The organism is Streptomyces sp. NPDC051677, assembly GCF_044453465.1.
GTDB lineage: Bacteria > Actinomycetota > Actinomycetes > Streptomycetales > Streptomycetaceae > Streptomyces.
In genome coordinates this window covers 9,341-30,972 of sequence record NZ_JBITCT010000025.1, presented here as the reverse complement: position 1 = coordinate 30,972, position 21,632 = coordinate 9,341, and the positions used below count along the sequence as shown (strand labels likewise).

At 70.5% G+C, this 21,632-nt stretch carries 19 protein-coding genes; 9 read left to right on the top strand and 10 right to left on the bottom strand.

Features of this window, described 5'->3' with window-relative positions; genetic code table 11:
* Window positions 1-86: 86 nt before the first annotated feature.
* Window positions 87-995, bottom strand: a complete 909-nt coding sequence (locus ACIBAF_RS27135; protein WP_399466409.1) for a Bro-N domain-containing protein — start codon at window positions 993-995, stop codon at window positions 87-89.
* A gap of 171 nt (window positions 996-1,166) precedes the next feature.
* Between ACIBAF_RS27135 and ACIBAF_RS27130 the strand changes: the two genes are divergently transcribed.
* A complete protein-coding gene (locus ACIBAF_RS27130) occupies window positions 1,167-2,231 on the top strand; it encodes an AI-2E family transporter (protein ID WP_399466407.1) in 1,065 nt (354 codons plus the stop codon).
* On the opposite strand, the gene ACIBAF_RS27125 is transcribed toward ACIBAF_RS27130, so the two are convergent.
* Window positions 2,183-4,369 carry a SpoIIE family protein phosphatase gene (locus ACIBAF_RS27125; protein WP_399466406.1) on the bottom strand — a complete coding sequence of 729 codons (2,187 nt, stop codon included), beginning with the start codon at window positions 4,367-4,369 and terminating at the stop codon, window positions 2,183-2,185. The genes ACIBAF_RS27130 and ACIBAF_RS27125 overlap by 49 nt on opposite strands.
* 178 nt (window positions 4,370-4,547) lie before the next feature.
* Here ACIBAF_RS27125 and aspS point away from each other — a divergent pair, with 178 nt between their 5' ends.
* Together aspS and ACIBAF_RS27115 are read left to right on the top strand one after the other, a co-directional pair.
* Window positions 4,548-6,311 carry an aspartate--tRNA ligase gene (gene aspS, locus ACIBAF_RS27120; RefSeq protein WP_399466405.1) on the top strand — a complete coding sequence of 588 codons (1,764 nt, stop codon included), beginning with the start codon at window positions 4,548-4,550 and terminating at the stop codon, window positions 6,309-6,311.
* Between the two features lie 150 nt (window positions 6,312-6,461).
* Window positions 6,462-7,466 (top strand): intradiol ring-cleavage dioxygenase, encoded by a 1,005-nt coding sequence (locus ACIBAF_RS27115; RefSeq protein WP_399466403.1) that lies wholly within the window; start codon window positions 6,462-6,464, stop codon window positions 7,464-7,466.
* A 29-nt stretch (window positions 7,467-7,495) separates the two neighbouring features.
* Here ACIBAF_RS27115 and ACIBAF_RS27110 read toward each other — a convergent pair whose 3' ends face one another.
* Window positions 7,496-8,752, bottom strand: coding sequence for a glycosyltransferase family 4 protein (locus ACIBAF_RS27110; RefSeq protein WP_399466401.1), 1,257 nt, complete (start codon window positions 8,750-8,752; stop codon window positions 7,496-7,498).
* Between the two features lie 288 nt (window positions 8,753-9,040).
* On the opposite strand from ACIBAF_RS27110, the gene ACIBAF_RS27105 reads away from it, so the two are divergent.
* Together ACIBAF_RS27105 and ACIBAF_RS27100 are read left to right on the top strand one after the other, a co-directional pair.
* Window positions 9,041-9,718, top strand: coding sequence for an ADP-ribosylglycohydrolase family protein (locus ACIBAF_RS27105; RefSeq protein WP_399466400.1), 678 nt, complete (start codon window positions 9,041-9,043; stop codon window positions 9,716-9,718).
* Between the two features lie 341 nt (window positions 9,719-10,059).
* Window positions 10,060-10,905: an SIR2 family protein gene (locus tag ACIBAF_RS27100; protein ID WP_399466398.1), complete on the top strand. Its 846-nt coding sequence runs from the start codon at window positions 10,060-10,062 to the stop codon at window positions 10,903-10,905.
* Here ACIBAF_RS27100 and nadD read toward each other — a convergent pair.
* Window positions 10,881-11,477: a nicotinate-nucleotide adenylyltransferase gene (nadD, locus tag ACIBAF_RS27095; protein WP_399466397.1), complete on the bottom strand. Its 597-nt coding sequence runs from the start codon at window positions 11,475-11,477 to the stop codon at window positions 10,881-10,883. The two genes, ACIBAF_RS27100 and nadD, sit on opposite strands and share 25 nt — an antisense overlap.
* A 285-nt stretch (window positions 11,478-11,762) precedes the next feature.
* Between nadD and ACIBAF_RS27090 the strand changes: the two genes are divergently transcribed.
* Window positions 11,763-12,248, top strand: coding sequence for a hypothetical protein (locus ACIBAF_RS27090; protein ID WP_399466394.1), 486 nt, complete (start codon window positions 11,763-11,765; stop codon window positions 12,246-12,248).
* Between the two features lie 259 nt (window positions 12,249-12,507).
* A complete protein-coding gene (locus ACIBAF_RS27085) occupies window positions 12,508-13,359 on the top strand; it encodes an intradiol ring-cleavage dioxygenase (RefSeq protein ID WP_399466392.1) in 852 nt (283 codons plus the stop codon).
* A 32-nt stretch (window positions 13,360-13,391) separates the two neighbouring features.
* Here the strand turns inward: ACIBAF_RS27085 and ACIBAF_RS27080 are convergent, their stop codons facing one another.
* Both ACIBAF_RS27080 and ACIBAF_RS27075 read right to left on the bottom strand, forming a co-directional pair.
* On the bottom strand, window positions 13,392-14,069 hold the full coding sequence (locus ACIBAF_RS27080) for a hypothetical protein (RefSeq protein ID WP_319676689.1): 678 nt from the start codon (window positions 14,067-14,069) through the stop codon (window positions 13,392-13,394).
* A gap of 91 nt (window positions 14,070-14,160) precedes the next feature.
* The gene (locus ACIBAF_RS27075) at window positions 14,161-14,526 is read right to left on the bottom strand and encodes a PH domain-containing protein (RefSeq protein WP_319676688.1); all 366 of its coding nucleotides are present in this window, start codon (window positions 14,524-14,526) and stop codon (window positions 14,161-14,163) included.
* A gap of 197 nt (window positions 14,527-14,723) precedes the next feature.
* Here ACIBAF_RS27075 and ACIBAF_RS27070 point away from each other — a divergent pair, with 197 nt between their 5' ends.
* Window positions 14,724-16,073 carry a polysaccharide lyase family 1 protein gene (locus ACIBAF_RS27070; protein ID WP_399466390.1) on the top strand — a complete coding sequence of 450 codons (1,350 nt, stop codon included), beginning with the start codon at window positions 14,724-14,726 and terminating at the stop codon, window positions 16,071-16,073.
* Window positions 16,074-16,075: 2 nt separating this feature from the next.
* On the opposite strand, the gene ACIBAF_RS27065 is transcribed toward ACIBAF_RS27070, so the two are convergent.
* The gene (locus tag ACIBAF_RS27065) at window positions 16,076-17,485 is read right to left on the bottom strand and encodes a hypothetical protein (RefSeq protein ID WP_399466389.1); all 1,410 of its coding nucleotides are present in this window, start codon (window positions 17,483-17,485) and stop codon (window positions 16,076-16,078) included.
* 409 nt (window positions 17,486-17,894) lie between these two features.
* On the opposite strand from ACIBAF_RS27065, the gene ACIBAF_RS27060 reads away from it, so the two are divergent.
* Window positions 17,895-18,077, top strand: coding sequence for a hypothetical protein (locus tag ACIBAF_RS27060; RefSeq protein WP_399466387.1), 183 nt, complete (start codon window positions 17,895-17,897; stop codon window positions 18,075-18,077).
* Between the two features lie 27 nt (window positions 18,078-18,104).
* On the opposite strand, the gene ACIBAF_RS27055 is transcribed toward ACIBAF_RS27060, so the two are convergent.
* From ACIBAF_RS27055 to ACIBAF_RS27045, 3 genes are all read right to left on the bottom strand, one after another.
* A complete protein-coding gene (locus tag ACIBAF_RS27055; protein ID WP_399466385.1) occupies window positions 18,105-18,596 on the bottom strand; it encodes a hypothetical protein in 492 nt (163 codons plus the stop codon).
* Between the two features lie 144 nt (window positions 18,597-18,740).
* Window positions 18,741-20,465 (bottom strand): methionine--tRNA ligase, encoded by a 1,725-nt coding sequence (gene metG / locus ACIBAF_RS27050; RefSeq protein WP_399466384.1) that lies wholly within the window; start codon window positions 20,463-20,465, stop codon window positions 18,741-18,743.
* A gap of 149 nt (window positions 20,466-20,614) precedes the next feature.
* Window positions 20,615-21,632, bottom strand: a 1,018-nt coding sequence (locus ACIBAF_RS27045) for a VWA domain-containing protein (protein WP_399466382.1), incomplete at its 5' end; no start/stop codon positions are given.

Genomic DNA, 21,632 nt, shown 5'->3' with positions numbered 1-21,632 from the left:
GCCGAGGGCACGGTACGGTGCGACAAGGCCCGAAGCCGCAACTTGGATTTGCGACTTCGGGCCTGTCCGGTGTCGGTGTTACGGGGTTACGGCAGCACGTAGAACGCCGCGCCGTCCGGAGCGCGGCCCGCCTGTCGCACGCACCCGTGCTCGGCCAGCAGCTCCAGGGAGTCCCCGACGCGGTCGGGCGTCAGCCCGGTGCAGACGGCGATCTCTTCCACGCTGTAGTCGGCGCCGCCGTGCAGCAATGCCGGGGCCAGGTGGGCGGCCACCGTGTGGATGTCCTCGGTGACGACGAGGTTCCTGGTCTTCCAGTTGGTCAGGAGCTGCTCGGGCGTCAACTCCGGTGCTTGGACGGTGCGAGCGCGGTCGGAGGGACGACGGAGGGTCTGGGCCATGTCCCTCAGTACCTCGACCATCACCTTCTGGCTGTCGTTGATCTGCCGCAGCAGCTCGTCCGTCCGGATGCTGCGCTGTTCGAGTGCGACCAGGATGTCGGTGACCTGCTGGGGCATGACATAGGCCGTGCCGCCGGTGGGAGCGGGCTGCAACGAGGCCGGTTCGAGGGAGTACGAGCCATCGCGCTGGACGGTGGCGATGACTTCGCAGACCCAGGTCTTGAAGGGTTGGGCCTCCGGCTTGGTGCAGCCGTTGACGAGCTGGATGAGTCCGGGAAGATTCACCATCTTCATCGACTTCTTGAGCCCTTGACCTGCAATGTTGCATGAAGCGTCGCTTGTGTCGACGCTTCGTGCAAGATCGTCAAGGGATGTTGTGTGACGTTGCGCGACACTGTGCCGCAGCGCATCCCGGGTGTTCGCGTAGCCGAGTTCAGTGGCAACATCGACTGCCGGGAACCAGTGTGTGCCGTCGGGCATGGTCAGCCTTCGTACCCGCGCGCCCGTGGCCGCGAACACGAAGTCGCTGATGTCGATCGCGTCCTGCTGCTGTGCCGCCGACTGGTTCGGCGGCGGTGTGTTGTTCTGCTCGTACATCGAGCATCACCTCCGTACCGGACATTAGGCATATGCGGGAGCAACAGGTGTCCACAGCAAGGATGTTCACCTTTAGGGGTGAGGACGTTGAATCTTCGCCAAGGTGACGAACCGTCACTCATGTGGCTCTCACCGCAGGACAGCCCTCTGCCCCCGTGATCCGCTGGATGCGTGCACCTGCTCCCCGTCCCCGTTCGCAGGCTGGCCGCCTGGTGTGGTGTCGTCCTGCTCGTGTCCGGCGTCGGGTATGTGGGGATCCGGCTCTGTTCGGAGCTGCGGGCCGCCGTCACACCCGTGTTGCTCGCGTTGCTCGGGACCGCGTTGCTCGGGCCGTTGTATCGGCGGCTCGTCAAGGCCGGGGTGCCTCGGGCGGTGGCGGCCGGGCTCACCTGTGTCGCCGTGGTCGGTGTGGTGGGCGGCGCCGTCTATATCGTCGTCGCCGCCCTGGTCGACACCGGGGACGAGATCGTCGCCTCGTTGAAGGACGCAGGGCAGGATCTCGCCGCGCGGTTCGGGGCCGCCGGGACCTCGCTCGACGATCTCGCCTCCAATGCCAAGGAGCTGCTGACCAAGTTCGGCGGGACGGCCGCGTCCAATGTCATCAGCGGGGTGAGCGTCGTCGGGGAGAGCATCGCCCTTGCCGTCCTTGCGCTGTTCCTCGTCTTCTTCTTTCTGCGGGACTCGCATCGGTTCGTCGGCGTGCTGCGTTCCGTCGCTCCCGGTGGGAGTGCCGACCTCCTGGAGGCCATCGCCCGGCGGGCGTTCCGGGCCGTCGAGGGGTTCATGCGGGGGACCACCTTCATCGCCTTCATCGACGCCGTGTGCATCACCGTCGGGCTGCTCGTCCTCGATGTGCCCGGCGCCGTGGGGCTCGGTGCGCTTGTCTTCGTCGGCGCCTACATCCCCTATCTCGGCGCCTTCGTCTCCGGCGCCGTCGCCGTGCTGGTCGCGCTCGCCGACCGGGGGTTCGTCATCGCGCTGTGGGCGCTCGGGGTGGTGCTCGCCGTGCAGGTGCTGGAGGGGCATGTGCTGCAACCGGTGATCCAGAGCCGGACCGTGCAGATGCACCCGGCGGTGGTGATGGTCGCCATCACCGCCGGGGCCTCGGTGGCAGGCGTGCTGGGCATGCTGCTCGCCGTGCCCGTCACGGCCGCCGCCTTCGGGGTGGCGTACGAGCTGCGTGAGCGTTACGCCCCGCCCGGTCGGCCGGAATCTCCCGAGCCGCCGGGCTCGTAGATCTCGAACCAGATGCTCTTGCCTTCGCCCCTCGGCGCGACCCCCCACGTGTCCGCGAGCAGTTCGATGAGGATCAGGCCGCGGCCCGAGGAGGCCAGTTCGCCGGGGCGGCGCTTGTGGGGGAGGTCGTCGCTGGTGTCGGTGACCTCGATGCGCAGGCGGCGCTCGCCCGGCGCGCCGGTGACCTCGGCGACGAGCAGCGCGTCGGCGTCGGTGTGGACGAGGACGTTGGTCAGGGTCTCGGAGACGAGCAGGACCGCCGAGTCGACCTGGTCCTCGCGGGTCCAGTCGTGCAGCAGCTCGCGCAGTTGCTGCCGGGCCACGGCGATCCGCTCGGGCTCGGCCTGCGCGACCGTCAGCATCGAGCGACGCACGGGCCGCCGGGCCGCGACCGGAGCGCCCGGAGACCCCGGGCCACAGCCGCCCTCGCCCTGGCGGCACAGGAGCAGGAGGGCTATGTCGTCCTCGCGGCGGTCTGCCAGGGGGCCCGTGGTGTGGTGGGAGGAGGGGCCGTGCACCGCCTGGACCAGGGCGTCGGCCAGCGCCTCCAGATCCCCCTCGTGCGCCTCCAGGGTCTTGCGGATGCGCCGCCAGCCCGTGTCGAGGTCGTGTCCGCCCGTCTCCAGCAGGCCGTCGGTGCACAGCATCAGTGCCTCGCCGGGTTCCAGGGCGAGCCGGGTGGTGGGGTAGTCGGCGTCCGGGTCGATGCCGAGCGGGAGTCCGCCGGCCGTGGCGCGGACCAGGACCGTGCCGTCGGCCATCCGGATCGCCGGGTCCAGATGGCCGGCCCGCGCGGCCTCCAGGACCCCGGTGACCGGGTCGACCTCGATGTACAGGCAGGTCGCGAAGCGCAGGCCGGCACCGTCGCCGTCCTCGCCGTCCTCGGAATGGTTGATGCCGTGAAAGAAGCCGGAGGCGCGGGAGAGGACGGCGTCGGGGCGGTGGCCCTCGGACGCGTACGCCCGCAGCGCGATGCGCAGCTGGCCCATCAGGCCCGCCGCGCGGACGTCGTGGCCCTGGACGTCCCCGATGACCAGCGCGAATCTGCCTCCCCCGGAGGGGGTGCCCCCAGGCAGCGGGATCATGTCGTACCAGTCGCCGCCGACCTGGAGGCCGCCGCCGGTCGGTATGTAGCGGGCGGCGAGGGTCATGCCCGGTATCTCGGGGCCGAGGGTCGGAAGCATGGAGCGTTGCAGGCCGTCGGTCAGCTCGCGCTGGGTCTCCGCCGCGCCCGCGCGGGTCAGCGCCTGGGCGAGCATCCGCGCTACCGTCGTGAGCACCGACCGCTCGTCCGGCGTGAACGCCACCGGGTACGCGAAGCCGGCCATCCAGGCGCCCATCGTGCGGCCGGCCACCGTCAGCGGCAGGAACGCCCACGACTGGCGCCCGAAGTGGGAGGCCAGAGGCCAGGTGAGCGGGTAGCGCTCCTTGTACCGCTCGGGGGAGGACAGATACACGGCCCGGCCGGTGCGCACGACCTCGGCGGCCGGATAGTCCGTATGGATGGACATCTGGGCGAAGGGACCTTCGTCGCCGGGCTGCTGCCCGTGGTGGCCGATGATCGTCAGCCGGTCGCCCTCCACGCCGAAGACGGCCAGTCCGTCCGGTGAGAAGCCCGGCATCGACAGGCCCGCCGCGACCCGCAGGACCTCCTCCGTGGACCGTGCCTCCGCCAGCGCTCGGCCCGCGTCCAGCAGGAACGCCTCCCGCGCACGCCGCCAGTCACCGGTGACGGCGGTACGCCCGGCGGGGGTGCCAGGGCGGGGCTCGGTGACCTCCTGGAGGGTGCCGATCAGCTCGTACGCCTTCTTGGCCCGGTCGAAGGACGGCTTGGAACGGCTGCGGACGACCCGGACGACCCGCCCGCGATCGTCCATGATCCGGATGCGCACCTCGGCGAGGGTGCCCTCGGCGACGGCGAGCGGGACCACTCCGGTGATCTCGTTCCAGTCCACCGGGTGCAGTCGGGCCCGGGTCTGGGCCTCGGTGAGGACCGTCTCCTCGGCGGGCAGCCCGAGCAGCCGGGCTGCCTCGGCGTCGACCGTGACCAGTCCGGTGGCGGTGCTCCAGTGCCACAGGCCGGTCGCGAGGGAGGTGAGGACCTCCCCCACGGCGGGCAGAGGCTCGCCAGTGCGCATTGCCCCACTTTAAGAACATGCGATCGACAAGTGCCACTGATCGGCGCACCGGTATTGAGGGGAGGTGATCAGTGACTGCCCGGTACCCTGGGGGTTGTTTCACGTGAAACGTGCCCTGTTAACGTGCTCTGTTTCACGTGAAACGTGCCCCCGATCCGCAAAGACTGGATGAACGACGATGCATCGGTACAGGTCCCACACCTGCGGCGAGCTCCGCGCCTCTGACGTCGGCACCGACGTCCGGCTGAGCGGCTGGCTGCACAATCGGCGCGACCTGGGCGGCATCCTCTTCATCGATCTGCGCGATCACTACGGCATCACGCAGCTCGTCGCCCGTCCGGGGACGCCCGCGTACGAGGCCCTCGACAAGCTGACCAAGGAGTCGACGGTCCGCGTCGACGGCACGGTCGTCTCGCGTGGCACGGAGAACGTCAACGCGGACCTTCCGACCGGCGAGGTCGAGGTCGAGGTCGGCGAGGTCGAGCTGCTGGGCGCCGCCGCCCCGCTGCCGTTCACGATCAACACCGAGGACGGGGTCAACGAGGAGCGGCGTCTGGAGTACCGCTTCCTGGACCTGCGCCGTGAGCGCATGCACCGCAACATCATGCTGCGGACGGCGGTCATCTCGGCCATCCGGCACAAGATGACGGCGCTGGGCTTCAACGAGATGGCGACGCCGATCCTGTCCGCGACCTCCCCCGAGGGCGCCCGCGACTTCGTCGTCCCGTCCCGGCTGAACCCGGGCCGGTTCTACGCGCTGCCCCAGGCTCCGCAGCAGTTCAAGCAGCTGCTGATGATCTCGGGCTTCGACCGCTACTTCCAGATCGCCCCCTGTTTCCGTGACGAGGACGCGCGCGCGGACCGTTCGCCGGGCGAGTTCTACCAGCTCGACGTCGAGATGAGCTTCGTCGAGCAGGAGGACGTCTTCCAGCCGATCGAGAAGCTCATGACGGAGCTGTTCGAGGAGTTCGGCAACGGCCGTCACGTCACCTCGCCGTTCCCGCGGATCCCGTTCCGCGAGTCGACGCTGAAGTACGGCTCCGACAAGCCGGACCTGCGCGCCCAGCTGGAGCTCGTCGACATCACCGACATCTTCGAGGGCTCGGAGTTCAAGGCCTTCGCCGGCAAGCACGTGCGCGCGCTGCCCGTGCCGGACGTCTCCGCGCAGCCCCGGAAGTTCTTCGACCAGCTCGGTGACTTCGCGGTCTCGCAGGGCGCGAAGGGCCTGGCCTGGGTGCGTGTCGCCGAGGACGGCTCGCTCTCCGGCCCGATCGCGAAGTTCCTCACCGAGGAGAACGTCGCCGAGCTGACCAAGCGCCTGTCGCTGGCCGCCGGCCACGCGGTGTTCTTCGGCGCGGGCGAGTTCGACGAGGTCTCGAAGATCATGGGCGCGGTGCGGGTCGAGGCCGCCAAGCGCGCCGGGCACTTCGAGGAGGGCGTCTTCCGCTTCTGCTGGATCGTCGACTTCCCGATGTACGAGAAGGACGAGGAGACCGGCGCGATCGACTTCTCGCACAACCCGTTCTCGATGCCGCAGGGCGGCCTGGAGGCCCTGGAGACCCAGGACCCGCTGGACATCCTGGGCTGGCAGTACGACATCGTCTGCAACGGCGTCGAGCTGTCCTCCGGCGCGATCCGGAACCACGAGCCGGAGATCATGCTCAAGGCGTTCGAGATCGCGGGCTACGACCGGGAGACCGTCGAGGAGAAGTTCGCCGGCATGCTGCGCGCGTTCCGCTTCGGCGCCCCGCCGCACGGCGGCATCGCGCCGGGCGTCGACCGCATCGTCATGCTCCTCGCGGACGAGCCGAACATCCGCGAGACGATCTCCTTCCCGCTCAACGGCAACGCCCAGGACCTGATGATGGGCGCGCCGACGGAGCTGGAGGAGGCCCGGCTGAGGGAGCTGCACCTGTCGGTGCGCAAGCCGCAGCCGAAGTAGCGGGCGAGCAGTCGCCGCGTAGCTGAAGCTGAAGCTGAATGGGAAAGTGGCCCGGAACCGACGTCGGTTCCGGGCCACTTTCCTTTTCCCCGGCAACTGACAGCTCGCCCTTATGCTCCTGACAGTTTTCCTCCCTAGCGTCCGGTCCTCATGACGGGAACTCAGAAACCACACAGCGAACAGGACTTAACGCGCCGCAAGGTCGTGGTCGCCGGCGCGGGCGGTATCGCGGCGGCGGGGCTGGGCGGCACCGCCTTCGCCGCGAGCGCCGGCGCCGAGCGCGGCAGACCGGCTCCGACCGGAACGGCCGGCACCACGGGTACGGCGGGTACGGCGGACACCGATGGCGAGGTCTGCTACCGACTGACCTCGGAGACCGTCGAGGGCCCCTACTACATCGACGCCGACAAGATCCGCCGGGACGTCACGGAGGACCGGGAGGGCATCCCGCTCCTCCTCGCCCTCAAGGTCATCGACTCGGACACCTGCAAGCCGCTGCGGAACGCGGCCGTCGACATCTGGCACTGCGACGCGGCGGGCGTGTACTCGGGCTACGAGGACCAGGGAAACGGCGGTGGCGGCGGCGGTCCCGCACCCACCGGCGAACCCCCCACCGGCGCGCCCACGGGCGCGCCCACGGGCGCCCCCACCGGCGCGCCCCCGGGAGGCGGCCACCAGGAGCCCACGGACGACAGCCGCTACCTGCGCGGCACCTGGCGTACGGACCGGCACGGCCAGGTCACCTTCCGGACCGTCTTCCCGGGCTGGTACCGCGGCCGCTGCGTCCACATCCACGTCAAGGTGCATGTGGACGGCGAGTGGACCGACGCCGGATACGAGGGCGGGCACACCTGCCACACCGGCCAGTTCTTCTTCGACGAGGAGGCCGTGCTCGCCTCCGCGGTGGTGGAGCCCTACGCGAGCAACACCGCCGAGCGCACGACGCTCACCGAGGACACGATCTACGACCAGAGCGGCACCCAGGGCGGCCTGCTGAGACTGCGGTACGACAGGCGGGACATCGCCAGGGGCGTGCACGGCTCGATCACGGTCGGCGTCGACCCGGAGGCGACGGAGGACGGTCAGGGCGCGCCGCCGCAGCCCAGCGCATCGGCTTCCGTGTCGGCTTCAGCGTCGGAGTCCCCTTCGGCGTAGGCGTCGTGACGTCGTGACGTCGGTGTAGCTCATACAGGACTCTCTCCAACCGCATCCCCCATCACCTCCTTCGCCGCCTCCCCCACTGCTTCCTCCAGCACCTGTCGCACCGCCCCCGCCACCCGCTCCGGCGCGTAGGCCGCACGCGTCCGCGCGCTGTGGCGGCGGGCGGTGCGCCGGCGTCGGGCGGGGTCCGTGACGAGGGCGCACAGCCGGTCGGCGACGTCCTCGGTGCGGTCGTAGAGCACGTCGGGATCGCCGGCCGCGATCTCGGGATAGGCGCCGGTCGCGGGCAGGAGCGGGCAGTTTCCGGTGGCCATGGCCTCCAGCGTGGCCACGCCGAGGCTCTCGTTGAGGGCGGTGCTGACCTGGATGTCGGAGTGCCACAGGGTGCGGAAGTAGTCGTCGAGGGGGAGGTCCTCGCCCAGCGTGACCCTGCCGGGATACCGGCGGCCGAGCTCCCGCAGGGCCGCGCCGCCCGGTGCGGTGGCGGGGAAGTGCCGGGTGACGACGATGCGGGCTGAGGTGCGGCGCAGCACCTCGTCGGCCGCGGCGGCGAAGAGTTCCGGCCGTTTCGCGGGGATGGGGGCGTGGTTGAAGACGACGGTGACGGGCCCGCCGTCCTCCCCGTAACCGTTGCTGTTGCTGTTGCTGTTGCTGTTGCTGTTGCTGTTGCTGTGGGTCGGGCGGGCGGCGTCGATGCGGGCGAGGTCGAGGGGCAGGCCGACCGGGCGCAGTCGCGCGGTGATTTCCTTGGCGGCGACGGGCCCGGCTTCGTTCACCGAGGTCAGCAGGGTCCGGTGCAGATAGTCGCTGACCAGCAGGACCCGGTCGGCGGCGAGCAGGTTGCCCAGGTCGGCCCAGCGCAGCCGGGGGTATCGCTCGAAGCGGAACAGGTCGGTGGGGTCCCAGTGGGTGCCGTGCGTGTAGGTGACCAGGGGGAGGCGGGCGCCGGCGTCGTCGAGGATGCGGCGCAGGTCGCAGGTGAACGGCCAGAAGGCGTGAAAGGCGAGCACGACGTCGTACCGGGTTCCGGACCGGGCCTGCTCCCGGCTGCCGTTGCCGCTGCTGCTGTCGCCGATCGCCGCGTCGAAGGCCTCCAGGCAGCGGGCCGTCCAGGCGGTCTGGCGCGCGGTGGGCGCGATGTCGAGGACGTCGACGTCGACGCCGTGTGACGCGAGGCCGTCGACGAGGGCGTCGGCGCAGGTCACCCCGAACCCCATGGCGTCGCTGGCGCGGGCCCGCCCGCTGCCGGACGTCTGCGTGAACGTCGGAACGAAGAGCACTCTCAACCGGCCACCTCGCAGCTGAAGGGGGGCGCTCGCGCGCCGTTCCGTGCGGTTCCGCGCGTTTCCGTGCGACGAGTGCCGTCTCCCCGCCGGGCCTTTCCGGCGGTAACCTCACCCGTTGCTGCGACGGGGGAGGGGCCTTGTCGATTTTCGATGACACGAACCGGGCTCGGCGATCGGCGGTACGAATCTTCGCGGACCGGTACGAACTCAGTCGCCGTTTCATAGAACGGGTCAACGAGGATCCGCCGCCGCGAACGATCACATTTTATTGGGCGGTCGGCGGTGCCGGAAAGACGTCCCTGTTACGCCTGTTCGAAAGCAGATGCTGCCGTCGGCTCCCCGCCGAGCAGTGGGAACGGCTGCGCACGGTGCCGGAAGAGCACTTCGTGGACACGCTCGACGCGACGCCCGGCGGGGCGACCATCCCGCACGCTTTTCTCGACTTCGGCGCCGTCCGGCCGACGCGGCACCAACGGCGCGGCGATGCGCGTCCTGCCGGTGGGCTGGGCCGTCCCCGTCTCGCGTCCCGACCTGCGTCGCCGCCACGCCGTAGCGCTGGCCAGGGCGACGCACACCGACGAGGAGTCCATCGCCGCGGCCTGTGTGATGGCCGCGCTGTCCGCCTGGTCCGTGGAGTCCGTACGCCTGGACGCCGTCCTGGACGCCGGCCGTGAGGAGGCCGAGTGGGCCCTCGGTCAGTTCACCGGTGCGGCCGGTGTACGCGAGTTCCTCGACGCGTTGGACGGCCGCTGGCGACCACCGGTCGAGGGCATCGGCCTCGCGGCGGGGGAGACGATCGCGGCGGTGGCCCACGTCCTGGCGGAGGCGGCGGCAGGCGAAACCCTGTCCGATGCCCTGCTGCGGGCCGTCCTCCTCGGCGGCGACACGGACACGGTGGCGGCCCTGGCCGGCGGCATCCTGGGCGGCCAGGCGCCGGAGGCGGCGACGGACCTGCCCTGATGGCCAGTGGTCCGCTTCGAGGAGGAGCCGGAAGCGGAACGCCTGGCCGACGGATTGGCGGGTGTACGCCGCGGGGCGTATCGGTCGGGGACGGGAGCGGGGGGTTCGTGAACAGGCCGTTCGTGAGGGCGAGGGGCGGGTTACGGGGGCGGTCGCCGGACGGGGGCCACTGCTGTGACCGGTGTGCCTGAGGTGAGCGGGTGCCTGAGGTGACCGGAGAGGCTGAGGTGACCGGAGAGGCTGGGGTGGCCGGAGAGGCTGGGGTGGCCGGGAGTCCAGGGTCTCCCCGGGCCCGGTCCATGGGGCTGTTGGTGCGGGGAATCGCGGAGTGCCGAAGGCCGGTGGCGGTGTTGGCCGGGGCGGGGGTGTCCGCGTCGGCGGGGGTGTCGACCGGGCAGGAGTTGCTGCGGGGGATCGCCGCGCGGCAGGGCGAGGTGATCGACGGGGACCCCGTCGCCTGGTATCTCGGCCGGCACGGCGCGCTCCCCAACTACATCCGCATGCTGCAAAGCGAAGGCGATGTCTCCCACGACGCCCTCGCCCTCCCGACCAGCCACTTCGACCGGCGACCCGACGGCGGCCCCACGCGCCCCACACCCGCCCACCGCGCCCTGGCCTCGCTGGTCGCCGCCGGCCACCTGCGCGGCCCCGTCCTGACGACCAACTTCGACCGCCTGCTGGAAACGGCGCTCGGCGAGGCGGGGGTGCGCGCCGAGGTCGCCCTGGAACTCGGGGGGATCGCGGCGGCCACGGAGCGCGTCGCCGCCGACGAGGCGGCCGGTGCGGCTGCTCCGGGGGTGTCTCCCGGCGAGCCCCTCGCCCACGTCTGCGATCTGGTCAAACTCCACGGCGACTACCTCGACATCCGCATCCGCGACACCTCGTGCGGCTTCGCCGCCTACCACCCCGTCATCGAGACCTTCCTCCAGACCGTGCTGGACCACTGCGATCTGCTGGTCTGCGGCTGGTCGGCGAGCTGGGACATCCCCCTGCGCCAGGCCCTGGAGCGGACCGCGCACCCCGGCCGGCGCACGTTCTGGCTGCAGTGCGGTCCCCCGACGGACCCGGCGCTGCGCGTGATGCGGGCCCGCGACGCCGTGGTCGTCCCGGTCACCGACTCCGACGCGGGCCTGACGGAACCGGCGGAACCGGCGGCGCCGGCTCAGCCGCCGGGCCGGCCGACGTAGAGGCCGCGCTCGGCGATGTACGTGGCGACGCCGTCCGGGACCAGGTAGCGGACGGGGCGGCCGTCACGCACGCGGGCGCGTATCTGGGTGGAGGAGATCCGCCACGGTGACGCGGGAACGGGATCGTACGTCCCGCAGCGGGGCAGCCGGGCGGGGTTCGGCACGTGGTCGGCCCGTCCGACGACGATCAGCCGGGCCAGCCGGGGTATCGCCTCGGCCTCGTACCACTGCGTGATCCCCTCGGCGGTGTCGGTTCCGACGATGAGGAAGAGCTCGGCGGCGGGCCCGAGCGTGCGGCGCAGCTCCCGGAGCGTGGGCACGGTGTAACTCGGCCCTGGCCGGTCGACCTCCACCCGGCTGACGGAGAGCAGCGGGTCGGGCCGACAGGCGATCTCCGCCATCGTGAACCGGTCGGCGAACGGCGACACCCCGCGCGGATCCTTGTGACAGGGCTCGCCGGTGGGCACCAACACGACGTGGTCGAGGCCGCACGCGGCGGCGGCCATGGCGGCGTTGTGGAGATGGGCGTGGTGTATCGGATCGAACGTTCCGCCCATGATGCCGATCCGCATGCCGGCGCACCCCCCAATGCGTCCGCTCCCCAACACGCCCTGCTCACCTGTCGTTTGACGGCAGGTCACCGCGCGTCCGGGCTACGGTAGCGCGCCGAGCCGATGGCGCGCGGCGGAGGGGAATCGCCCGGACGTCACCCCTCTTGGAAACCTCACCGCGGGCACACAGGAACCCTGGGGGACGCCCACAGCGGCCTGCCGTCTCATAGGGGAGGAGGGCGGACGAAGCGTCGGCCGGGGTTCGGCGGGCAAGGGAGGAAACCGGTGTCGGGTTCCATGGGGTTCATGATCACGCTGTCGGCACTGTTGAGCGTCGGTGCGGTGGCGGGGGTGGTCGCTCAACGCCGTGCGCAGCGCAGCCGCCCCTCGGTGTCCGGCCGGTCCGGCCTGTCCGGCCGGTCCGGCCTGTCCGGCCGGTCCGGCCTGTCCGGCCGGTCTGGCCTGTCCGGCCTGGACGCGGAGGCGGAGGCGAACCACTGGCTCGTGCGGCTGGGCGCGGGCCTGGTCCCACCGGACGTACGGGCGTGGGCGGGGGCGGACGAGACGGCGGGGCGTTCACTGACCCGCGCGGCGGAGTGTCACCGGGAGGCCCGGACGCGGCTGGCCGCGGCCCACACGGCGGCGGAGTACGCACAGGTCACGCGGGTGGCGAAGGAGGGCCTCGAGCACCTCCGGACGGCGCGGACGGCGCTGGGGCCGGCCTCCGCCGCCGACGGAGGAGCGGGGGCGGAGCCGGGGCCGGTGGGAGCGTTCGCGGTGACGACTCGCTAGTGCCGAGCGAGCGCCTGACGCCTCCGCGCGTCGGGCTGGATTTTGCCTGGGCTTGGGAGTGCACAGGTCGTTCCCACGCCTCTGACAGCGCCGCCTTCTAGTTTCAGCGCTCATGACGGGAAACGCAGAAAACTCAGGAAGCACAGGAAGCACAGGAAGCACAGGAAGCACAGGAAGCACAGGAAGCACAGGAAGCTCGGCCGGTACCGAGAACGGTCCGCAAGGGCCCAGGCACAAGCGTGATCTGACCCGCCGAAAGGTGGTCGTCGCCGGTGCGGGCGCGGCCGTCGCGGTCGGTGCGGGCGGGGCGCTCGCCGCCGGGGCCTTCGCCGGGGAGGCGAAGCCGGGCAAGGCCACCGCCTCGGCCAGTTCCTCCGAGGTCTGCTACAAGCTGACCTCCGAGACCACCGAAGGCCCGTACTACATCGACGCGGACAAGATCCGCCAGGACATCACCGAGGACAAGGAGGGCATCCCCCTCACCCTCGCCCTGAAGGTGATCGACTCCGAGACCTGCCGGCCCATCGCCAACGCGGCCGTCGACGTCTGGCACTGCGACGCGCTCGGCATCTACTCCGGCTACGAGAGCCTCTCCACGGGAGGCGGTGGCGGCAGCGCGCCCACCGACGCCCCCTCCGGCTCGCCGACCGGCTCGCCGACCGCCGGTGGCGGCGGCGGTGGCGGTGGCGGGCACGAGGAGCCCACCGACGACGAGCGCTACCTGCGCGGCACGTGGAAGACCGACAAGCAGGGCCGGGTCACCTTCAGGACGATCTTCCCGGGCTGGTACCGCGGCCGCACCGTCCACATCCACACCAAGGTGCACGTGGACGGCGAGTGGACCGACGCCGGTTACGAGGGCGGGCACACCTGCCACACCGGCCAGTTCTTCTTCGACGAGGAGTCCGTGCTCGCCTCGGCCGCCGTGGCTCCGTACTCCACCAGCACCACCGAGCGCACCACCCTCACCGAGGACACGATCTACGACCAGAGCGGCATCCAGGGCGGTCTGCTCAAGCTGAAGTACGACAAGAAGAACATCGCCAAGGGGGTCGTGGGCTCCCTCACCATGGGCGTCGAGCCCGACGCGACGCACGACGGCACCGGCTGAACCCGGCTCGGCCGGTCAGGGGGCGTCCCGGCTCACTCGTCCGGTGACGCCCCCTCCTCCAGCAGCCGTTCCGCGATGTCCGTCGACCAGGACTGGGCCCACGCCCGCAGCTCGGCGATGTCGGGCTCCGTCAGGCCGTACTCCGTGAACGCGGTGTCCGGGTAGTGGTCGGTGCCCTCCAGCCGGGTCTGGAAGGTGGGCAGGTCGAAGTCGTCGCGGGCGTGACGGCGGCCCATTTCCTCCAGGTCGGGGTGGGTGAAGCGGGCGGCCGCCGCCCGCGCGTCGATCAGGTCGACCGCCAGCCCGCGGTCGTACAGCGCCCGGATCTTCGTGCCCACCGCGTCCTGGAGGCTGAGCGCGGGCCCGTACGACGTCGGGACGGGCGGGCTCCAGAAGGTCTCCTTGTGCAGGGCCAGATGGAGGGTCGTGTCGTCCGTGCGGTCCCGTACGGACAGGTGCGCCCACAGCGGGTCCGTGTCCTGGAGTGTCGCCTCGTGACGGCCCCGGGAGGCCAGTGCCGCGCTCAGCGTCTCGGCGAGGAGCGGCATCGGCTCCGCGCTCTCCGTCGCCAAGTCCACGTTGCCGTGCGGGCGTTGGAGCAGTCCGTGCGCCTGGAGGGCGTAACCGCCGGCCAGCGCCCACGGGGTCGTGGGCGTGGTCGCGTCGAAAACCTCGGCGAGGAGCCGCAGATGGGGTTGGAGAAGGTCCACCCCGTAGTCGTAGCAGCCCCCGGCTGCGTTACTTCGCCGAGAAGCGGTGTTACTACGCCGAGAAGCGGTGTTACTACGCCGAGAAACGGCGTTACTTCGCCACGAACTGCGTCAGGATCGCCTGCACCTCGTAGATGTCCACGCCCTTCGTGAACGTCTTCTCGATCGGCACGGACGAGCCGGAGACCCAGATCTTCAGCTCCGCGTCCAGGTCGAAGGTGCCGGCGGTCTCCACCGCGAAGTGGGTGATGCTGCGGTACGGAATGGAGTGGTACTCGGTCTTCTTGCCGGTGATCCCCTGCTTGTCGACCAGGATCAGACGCCGGTCCGTGAACATGATGGTGTCGCGGATCAACAGGTAGGCGGCCTGTACGTGCTCGCCCTGGCCCAGCAGACGCGCGTAGTCCTGCTGCGCCTGACCGCTGTCGATCGGATGAGCGTTCCCGAAGAGCGCCATGACAGTCCCCCAATTTCATCCCCATGGGCGGCGTTTTGCCCCCTCGCGGCACCTTAAGGGGCAGGTGGGGGAATCGTGAAGACGTTTGTTCGTGTGACGGAGGGGGCTGGAGAAAAAATTTTCAACGGGCGGCAACTCTTCACACGGCGGCGACCACTGACAGGTCGTAAGCCCGCTCCTCCCCGTAAGGATCCCCCGTGGCAGCTCCCTCCCACCGCCGGTCCCTCCGCTCCCGCCGCACCCTCGTCGTCTCCGCCGCCTTCGTGGCCGCGGGCGTCGGCGCGGGCATCGTCGTGATGAACGCCAACGCCGGGACCGTCGACCTGTACCACCAGACGCTCGCCGCCAAGGACGGCTGGGCCTCCTCCGGCACGGGCACGACCGGTGGCTCCAAGGCCGACGCCGCGCACACCTTCACCGTCTCCACCCGCGCCCAGCTGGTGAAGGCGCTGGGCTCGGTGTCCGACACCGCCCCCCGGATCATCAAGATCAAGGGCACGATCGACGCCAACACCGACGACGCCGGCAAGAAGCTGACCTGCGCGAGCTACGCGGCAGGAACCGGTTACTCCCTCTCCTCGTACCTCAAGGCGTACGACCCCGCCACCTACGGCCGGTCGAAGCTGCCCTCCGGCGCCCAGGAGAAGGCCCGCGCCGCCGCGCAGACCAAGCAGGCGAAGAACGTCGTCTTCAAGGTCCCCGCCCGTACGACGATCGTCGGCGTCCCCGGCACCAAGGCGGGCATCTCCGGCGGCATGCTCCAGATCCAGAACGTGGACAACGTCATCGTCCGCAACCTGAACTTCTCCGCCACCGAGGACTGCTTCCCGCAGTGGGACCCGACCGACGGCGACAAGGGCAACTGGAACTCCAACTACGACTCCGTCACCCTGCGCGGCGCGACCCACGTCTGGGCCGACCACAACACGTTCACCGACGCCGCCCACTTCGACAGCTCCAACCCGAAGTACTACGGCCGCGAGTACCAGATCCACGACGGCGCGCTCGACATCACCAAGAGCTCCGACCTGGTGACGGTGTCCCGCAACCAGTTCACCAACCACGACAAGACGATGCTCATCGGCAGCAGCGACAGCGAGCCCGCCGGCAAGCTGCGCGTCTCCATCCACCACAACATCTGGAAGGGCATCGTCCAGCGCGCCCCGCTGGCCCGCGTCGGCCAGGTCCACATCTACAACAACCTCTACGACGTCACGGCCCTCAACGGCTACGCGACGCAGTACAGCATCAACTCCCGCGCCAAGGCCCAGGTCGTCGCGGAGGACAACTACTGGAAGCTCCCGACGGGCGGCAAGGTCGCCAAGCTGCTCAGCGGCGACGGCACCGGCGCGGTCAAGGGCGCCGGCAACCTCGTCAACGGCACGGTCACGGACGTCGTCGCCGCGTACAACGCAGCCTCGTCCAAGGACCTGAAGACGACCGTCAACTGGACGCCGACCCTGACGGCGGGCCTGGAGACCTCGGCCAAGAACCTGCCGACGTCGCTGGCGACGACGACGGGCGCGGGCGTGCTGACGGCCTCGTAACCTCACGACCCCTTCTCTTCTATGCGGTGGCGTCCCTCGCCGCCGCGTCGGAAGACGGCCGCCACCGCCCGCAGCAGCCTGCGCGAAGACGGCGGCGCGGGGGTGGACGGAACGGGAGCCGGGGCCTCCGGCTCGTTCTGCGCCGCCGCCGTCATGTACCCGACGTCCAACTGGGGCGTCGGGTATGCCGTCGTCGGGTACGCCGTCGTCTGGCCGACGGCGTAGTACGCGGGCGCGTACGTGTCGAATCCGTCAGAGCCGCTGAAGCCGTCAGAGCTGCCGAAGCCGTCAGAGCCGCTGAAGCCGTCACAGCTGCCGAAGATGTCCGAGCTGCCGAAGATGTCGGAGCTGTCAGAGCTGTCAGAGCTCTCAAAGCCGCCGTAGGCACCGAGGCTGCCGTTCGTCCACGGGGAGAAGTCGTAGGACGAGGCGGAGTAGCCGTAGTGCGTGTCCGGGTCCGTGAGGTCCGCGATGACGGCGGTCGGAGCGAGCCTGTTCCACGGCGGCATACGGCCGCTCGACTCCTGCGTGTCCTGCTGCGGGGCCGCCAGCGCGGCGAGCCTGTCGCGCTCCTCCCGGAGGGTGACGAGCTCGCCCACGGCCTCGGCACGGTCGCTCTCCAGCAGCTTCAGCCGTGCCGTCAGCCGTGCCTGTTCCGCCCGGTGTGACAGTCTCTGACGCAGCCGCTCCGCGCGTTCGGCGGCCGAGTGGGCGCGGTAGGCGTCCAGCAGCTCCTCCGTCATGAACCGGCTGTACAGGTCGGGAGCGCAGCGCCGGAGCAGGTCGAGGTAGTCGAGCATCAGCGTCTGACAGTCCTGCCGGGACAGTGGACGGCCGTCCCGCGCCAACAGGCCCAGCAGAAGCTCCACTTCGCGGGGTTGCGGTGTCCGGGAGCCCTGGGCGACAGCCGCCAGCGCGGCCGGTGTCACGCCGTCGTCCGGCTCGCCGGCCGGGAGGAGCTCGCGCAGCCGGTCGCTGATGACGGTGAAATCGCCCCCCAGCGCTGTCAGGACGCCCGCGCGCAGCCTGGACGCGAACCGTTGGGCGGCAGCCGTGGCCTCCGGCGCGGCCCCCGACGTCTCCTCCCGCAGCGCGTCGCACCACAACGCCTCGAACCGTGCCCAGACGGCGTGTTCCTCCTTCGGCGTCCGGGACGTGCCGTCCATCCGCAGCAGTTGCAGCACCACGGCGCGCAACGTGTCCAACCTGGTGCGCTGTCGGGCATTGACGATGACGGAGATGGTCTGACGGCTGGCGGTCGCCTCGAAGTCGTTCTTCTCGTTCGCGCGGATGACGGTTTCGAGCTCGCGCAGCGACGGGTTTCCGGCCGCCGCCCGCAGGGCCGTCACCTCCTGCGCGAGGCGGTGCAGTGCGCCCGGTGGCTCCTGCCCGTCCGGCGACCCTGCCGTCATGGCCGCGGCTCCTCAACTGTCAAGGCTGTGTCAGATCGATCAGCCGGAGCATCGCATATGTCAGCCGTTCGGCAGACGGCGCGAAGGGGCGTGTGTCAGAGCGCGTTGACGGAAGATCTGCCCCGTCATACGCGTCAGCGCCCCTGCTCGTGGGTGTCGACTGGAGATTGCGGCCGGTCAGCCCCCGGCCGTGCCTGCCGAGACCGGGCCGCGCATCCCGCTGCCTGTGGTCCGCGACGACCCGGTCTCTCCCACCCACTTCATTCAAAGGGGCGATATGTTCAAGCTACGACGGACGTGGACGCGTGAAGCGCAACCTGGCCAAAGCCGCGGGCGCGGGGCGACTCTGCGGTACCGTGCCTACCTTTGCGCCCTCGCACTCGCTACGACGACGGGTGCGTCGTCGGGTGTGACGTCGGACCGGACGCAGGGTCATTCGCTGCTACGGGACGCCCTGCCGGAGTTCCTCGGCTCACTCGCCGCCGGTGTCCTGCTCGCCGTCGCCGGGGTCGTCGTCAACCGGTTGCGGGCCCGCCGCACGCGCGGGCAGGAAGAACAGGGGGCCGACCGGGCCGACCTGCCCCCGGTCTGATCCCGGTCTGATCCCGGGCCCGCCGGCTCACGTGTCGTACGTGCCGTCCCATGGTTCGGCGAAGGCGAGGCGGTCCGGGTAGAGCTCCGCCCAGGCTTCGGGAGTGCCGCCCTCGTCCTCGTCCTTCCTGATCACCAGGCCGAACAGGACGTTCTCGTAGGTGAGTTGGAAGGGGCGGACCGCGATGTCCGTGTAGGCGCGGCGGGGCAGGCTGCGCAGCAGCGTCGCCAGGCGGACGCGGGCGCGGGTGAGGACGGAGTCCTCGCCGTGCGGGGCGCGCTGCTGCTCCGCCCAGGTGCCGGCGCACCAGATGTCCGAGGCACGGTAGTGGCCCTCGGCGTCGAAGGTGTGCAGCACGGTGTAGAGGCGTTTGTGCTCTTCCCAGCCGTCGTCGAGGCGGAAACCCTGGGGGAAGGCGTATGTGACCGACGCGAGGAACTGGCCGTCCGCGTACCGTCCGATGGACTCGGTGCGGTGCTTCGGCTGGTAGGCGATCGGAATGACCTCGGGGACCTCCATGGCGGAAACCATACGGCTTGGCGAATACATGCCGAAGCGGGGGGAAGCCCTTCGCGTTTTCCTCTACATCTTCTCCTTTCCTGCGCGCCGCGCCGCACCGCTGGTACCGGTGCGCGCGGCGGGCAGGACAGGAGTCGTCCGTCGTCAGCCCTCGGTGCCGCCGAAGCGCTCCTTGTACGCCTGCAGGTCCTCGTCCGTGAGCTTGGCGAAGAGGACCGGCGGGACGGTGAAGGGGGTGCCGGCGGGGACGGCGGCGAGGGCCTTCGCCTCGTCCGGCGTGACCCAGGTCGCGGTGTCGTCGGACAGCGAGAACGCCTCGCGCATGGTCTTCGCCGTCGACGGGATGAAGGGCTCCGAGACCACCGCGTAGAGGTGGATCAGGTTCATCGCCGTGCGCAGGGTGAGGGCCGCGCCGTCCTTGTCCGTCTTGATCTCCAGCCAGGGGGCCTTCTCCTCCAGGTAGGAGTTGCCCGCGGACCACAGCGCGCGCAGCGCGGCGGCCGCCTTGCGGAACTGGAGCGCCTCCATCTGCGACTCGTACTCGGCGAGCAGCTCCGCGATCTGCTCGCCGAGCTTCGTCTCCGCCTCGCCGGGCGCGCTGCCCGCCGGGACCTCCTCGCCGAAGCGCTTCTTGGAGAAGGACAGGACGCGGTTGACGAAGTTGCCGAGGGTGTCGGCGAGGTCCTTGTTCACCGTGGCGGTGAAGTGTTCCCAGGTGAAGGACGAGTCGTCCGACTCGGGGGCGTTGGCGATCAGGAAGTAGCGCCAGTAGTCGGCCGGGAGGATGTCCAGCGCCTGGTCGGTGAAGACGCCGCGCTTCTGGGACGTGGAGAACTTGCCGCCGTAGTACGTCAGCCAGTTGAAGGCCTTGACGTAGTCGACCTTCTTCCACGGCTCGCGCACGCCGAGCTCGGTCGCCGGGAACATCACCGTGTGGAACGGGACGTTGTCCTTGGCCATGAACTCCGTGTAGCGGACGGGGTTCTCACCGGAGTCCGCCTCGTACCACCAGGACTTCCAGTCGCGGCCGGCCGGGTCGAGGTCCGACCACTCCTTCGTCGCGCCGATGTACTCGATCGGGGCGTCGAACCAGACGTAGAAGACCTTGCCCTCGGCGGCCAGCTCCGGCCAGGTGTCGGCCGGGACCGGGACGCCCCAGTCGAGGTCGCGGGTGATGGCGCGGTCGTGCAGGCCCTCGGTCAGCCACTTGCGGGCGATGGAGGAGGCCAGCTGCGGCCAGTCCGCCTCGTGGCGGGAGACCCACTCCTCGACCTCGTGCTGGAGCTTCGACTGGAGGAGGAAGAGGTGCTTGGTCTCGCGGACCTCCAGGTCGGTGGAGCCGGAGATCGCCGAGCGCGGGTTGATCAGGTCGGTCGGGTCCAGCACGCGGGTGCAGTTCTCGCACTGGTCGCCGCGGGCCTTGTCGTAGCCGCAGTGGGGGCAGGTGCCCTCGACGTAGCGGTCCGGGAGGAAGCGGCCGTCGGCCGGGGAGTACACCTGGCGGATCGCCCGCTCCTCGATGAAGCCGTTCTCGTTGAGGCGGCGGGCGAAGTGCTGGGTGATCTCGACGTTCTGGGGGGAGGAACTCCGGCCGAAGTAGTCGAAGGCGAGCGCGAAGCCGTCGTAGACGGCCTTCTGCGCGTCGTGCGCCTGCGCGCAGAACTCCGCCACCGGGAGGCCCTGCTCCTTCGCGGCCAGCTCGGCGGGGGTGCCGTGCTCGTCGGTCGCGCAGATGTACAGGACGTCGTGGCCGCGCTGGCGGAGGTACCGGGAGTACACGTCCGCCGGGAGCATGGACCCCACCATGTTGCCCAGGTGCTTGATTCCGTTGATGTACGGAAGGGCGCTGGTGATGAGGTGTCGAGCCATCGGGGGCTGCTCCCAGGTCGGTCGTGCGGCGGTGTGTCGTGCGGTGGTGTTCTTGTGGGCCTTGAACTTGAAATCGTAGCCGACACGGGTGGGCCGCCCGCCTCCCGTTTTACGGGGTGGGAAGGGGCGGCCCGGGTTGATCTACGAGGTCAGGGACGCCAGGTCGCCAGGATGCCCTCGTAGACCTCCGCGTCCGTGAGCTCGCGCGGGGTCTCGCCGGCCAGGAAGTGGGACGTGTTGGCCAGCTTCAGCTTGCGGAGGTAGTCGAACGCCTTGTTCTCCGGGTCGCCGAAGGCGACGAAGGAGAAGAAGACGGCGGGGTGGTTCTTCGCCGCGTCCGTGAGGGAGTGGGTGGCGGGGGTCTTCGCGTCCGGCGCGCCGTCCGTCTGGAAGACCACCAGGGCGGGGGCGGTGGGGTCGGAGGACTTCTCGTGCAGGGCGAGGACGGCTTCGACGGCGACGTGATAGCTGGTACGGCCCATGCGGCCGAGGCCGGCGTGGACGTCGTCGATCTTGTTCTCGTGGTCGGTGAGGGTGAGGTCGGCGGTGCCGTCGACCTCCGTGGAGAAGAAGACGACGGGGACCTTCGTGTCCTCGGGGTCCAGGTGGGCGGCGAGGGCGAGGGTCTGCTCGGCGAGGGCCTGGGCGGAGCCGTCCTTGTAGTACGGGCGCATGCTCGCGGAGCGGTCCAGCACGAGGTAGAGCTTCGCTCGGGTGCCGGTGAGGTGGGTTGCCTCCAGGGCGGTGGCGGCTGCCTGGTAGGCGGTGGCGAGGCCCTGCGGGGCCTGGAACCCGCCAACGACCTCGCCTTCGCCCGCGGCCACCGCGGCCGCAACGGTCTCGGCCACCTCGGCCTCCGGTTCGGCCCCCGTAGCAACGGCGACCGGCTCGGCCTCGGCCTCGGTGACCGCTTCCGGCGCGGCTTCCTCCGCCACCGGCTCAGCCTCGGCCTCGGGCTCCGTCGCCTTCGCGGCTGCGACTGGCTCAGGTTCGGTGACCGCTTCCGGCGCGGTCTCCTCGGCCTCGGGCTCTGCGGCTTCCGTGGCTGCGGCGGGCTCGGGCACCTCGGCTGTGGCCTCGGTCTCCGGCTCGGCTGCAATCGCCTCGGCCTCGGGCTCCGTCGCCTTCGCGGCTGCGATCGGCTCGGGTTCGGTGACCGCTTCCGGC

Coding starts and splice junctions, on each gene's coding strand:
- ACIBAF_RS27135 (WP_399466409.1), bottom strand. CDS start 995: ATGTACGAGCAGAACAACACACCGCCGCCGAACCAGTCGGCGGCACAG.
- ACIBAF_RS27125 (WP_399466406.1), bottom strand. CDS start 4,369: ATGCGCACTGGCGAGCCTCTGCCCGCCGTGGGGGAGGTCCTCACCTCC.
- aspS (WP_399466405.1), top strand. CDS start 4,548: ATGCATCGGTACAGGTCCCACACCTGCGGCGAGCTCCGCGCCTCTGAC.
- ACIBAF_RS27115 (WP_399466403.1), top strand. CDS start 6,462: ATGACGGGAACTCAGAAACCACACAGCGAACAGGACTTAACGCGCCGC.
- nadD (WP_399466397.1), bottom strand. CDS start 11,477: ATGCGGATCGGCATCATGGGCGGAACGTTCGATCCGATACACCACGCC.
- ACIBAF_RS27090 (WP_399466394.1), top strand. CDS start 11,763: ATGATCACGCTGTCGGCACTGTTGAGCGTCGGTGCGGTGGCGGGGGTG.
- ACIBAF_RS27075 (WP_319676688.1), bottom strand. CDS start 14,526: ATGGCGCTCTTCGGGAACGCTCATCCGATCGACAGCGGTCAGGCGCAG.
- ACIBAF_RS27065 (WP_399466389.1), bottom strand. CDS start 17,485: ATGACGGCAGGGTCGCCGGACGGGCAGGAGCCACCGGGCGCACTGCAC.
- ACIBAF_RS27055 (WP_399466385.1), bottom strand. CDS start 18,596: ATGGAGGTCCCCGAGGTCATTCCGATCGCCTACCAGCCGAAGCACCGC.
- metG (WP_399466384.1), bottom strand. CDS start 20,465: ATGGCTCGACACCTCATCACCAGCGCCCTTCCGTACATCAACGGAATC.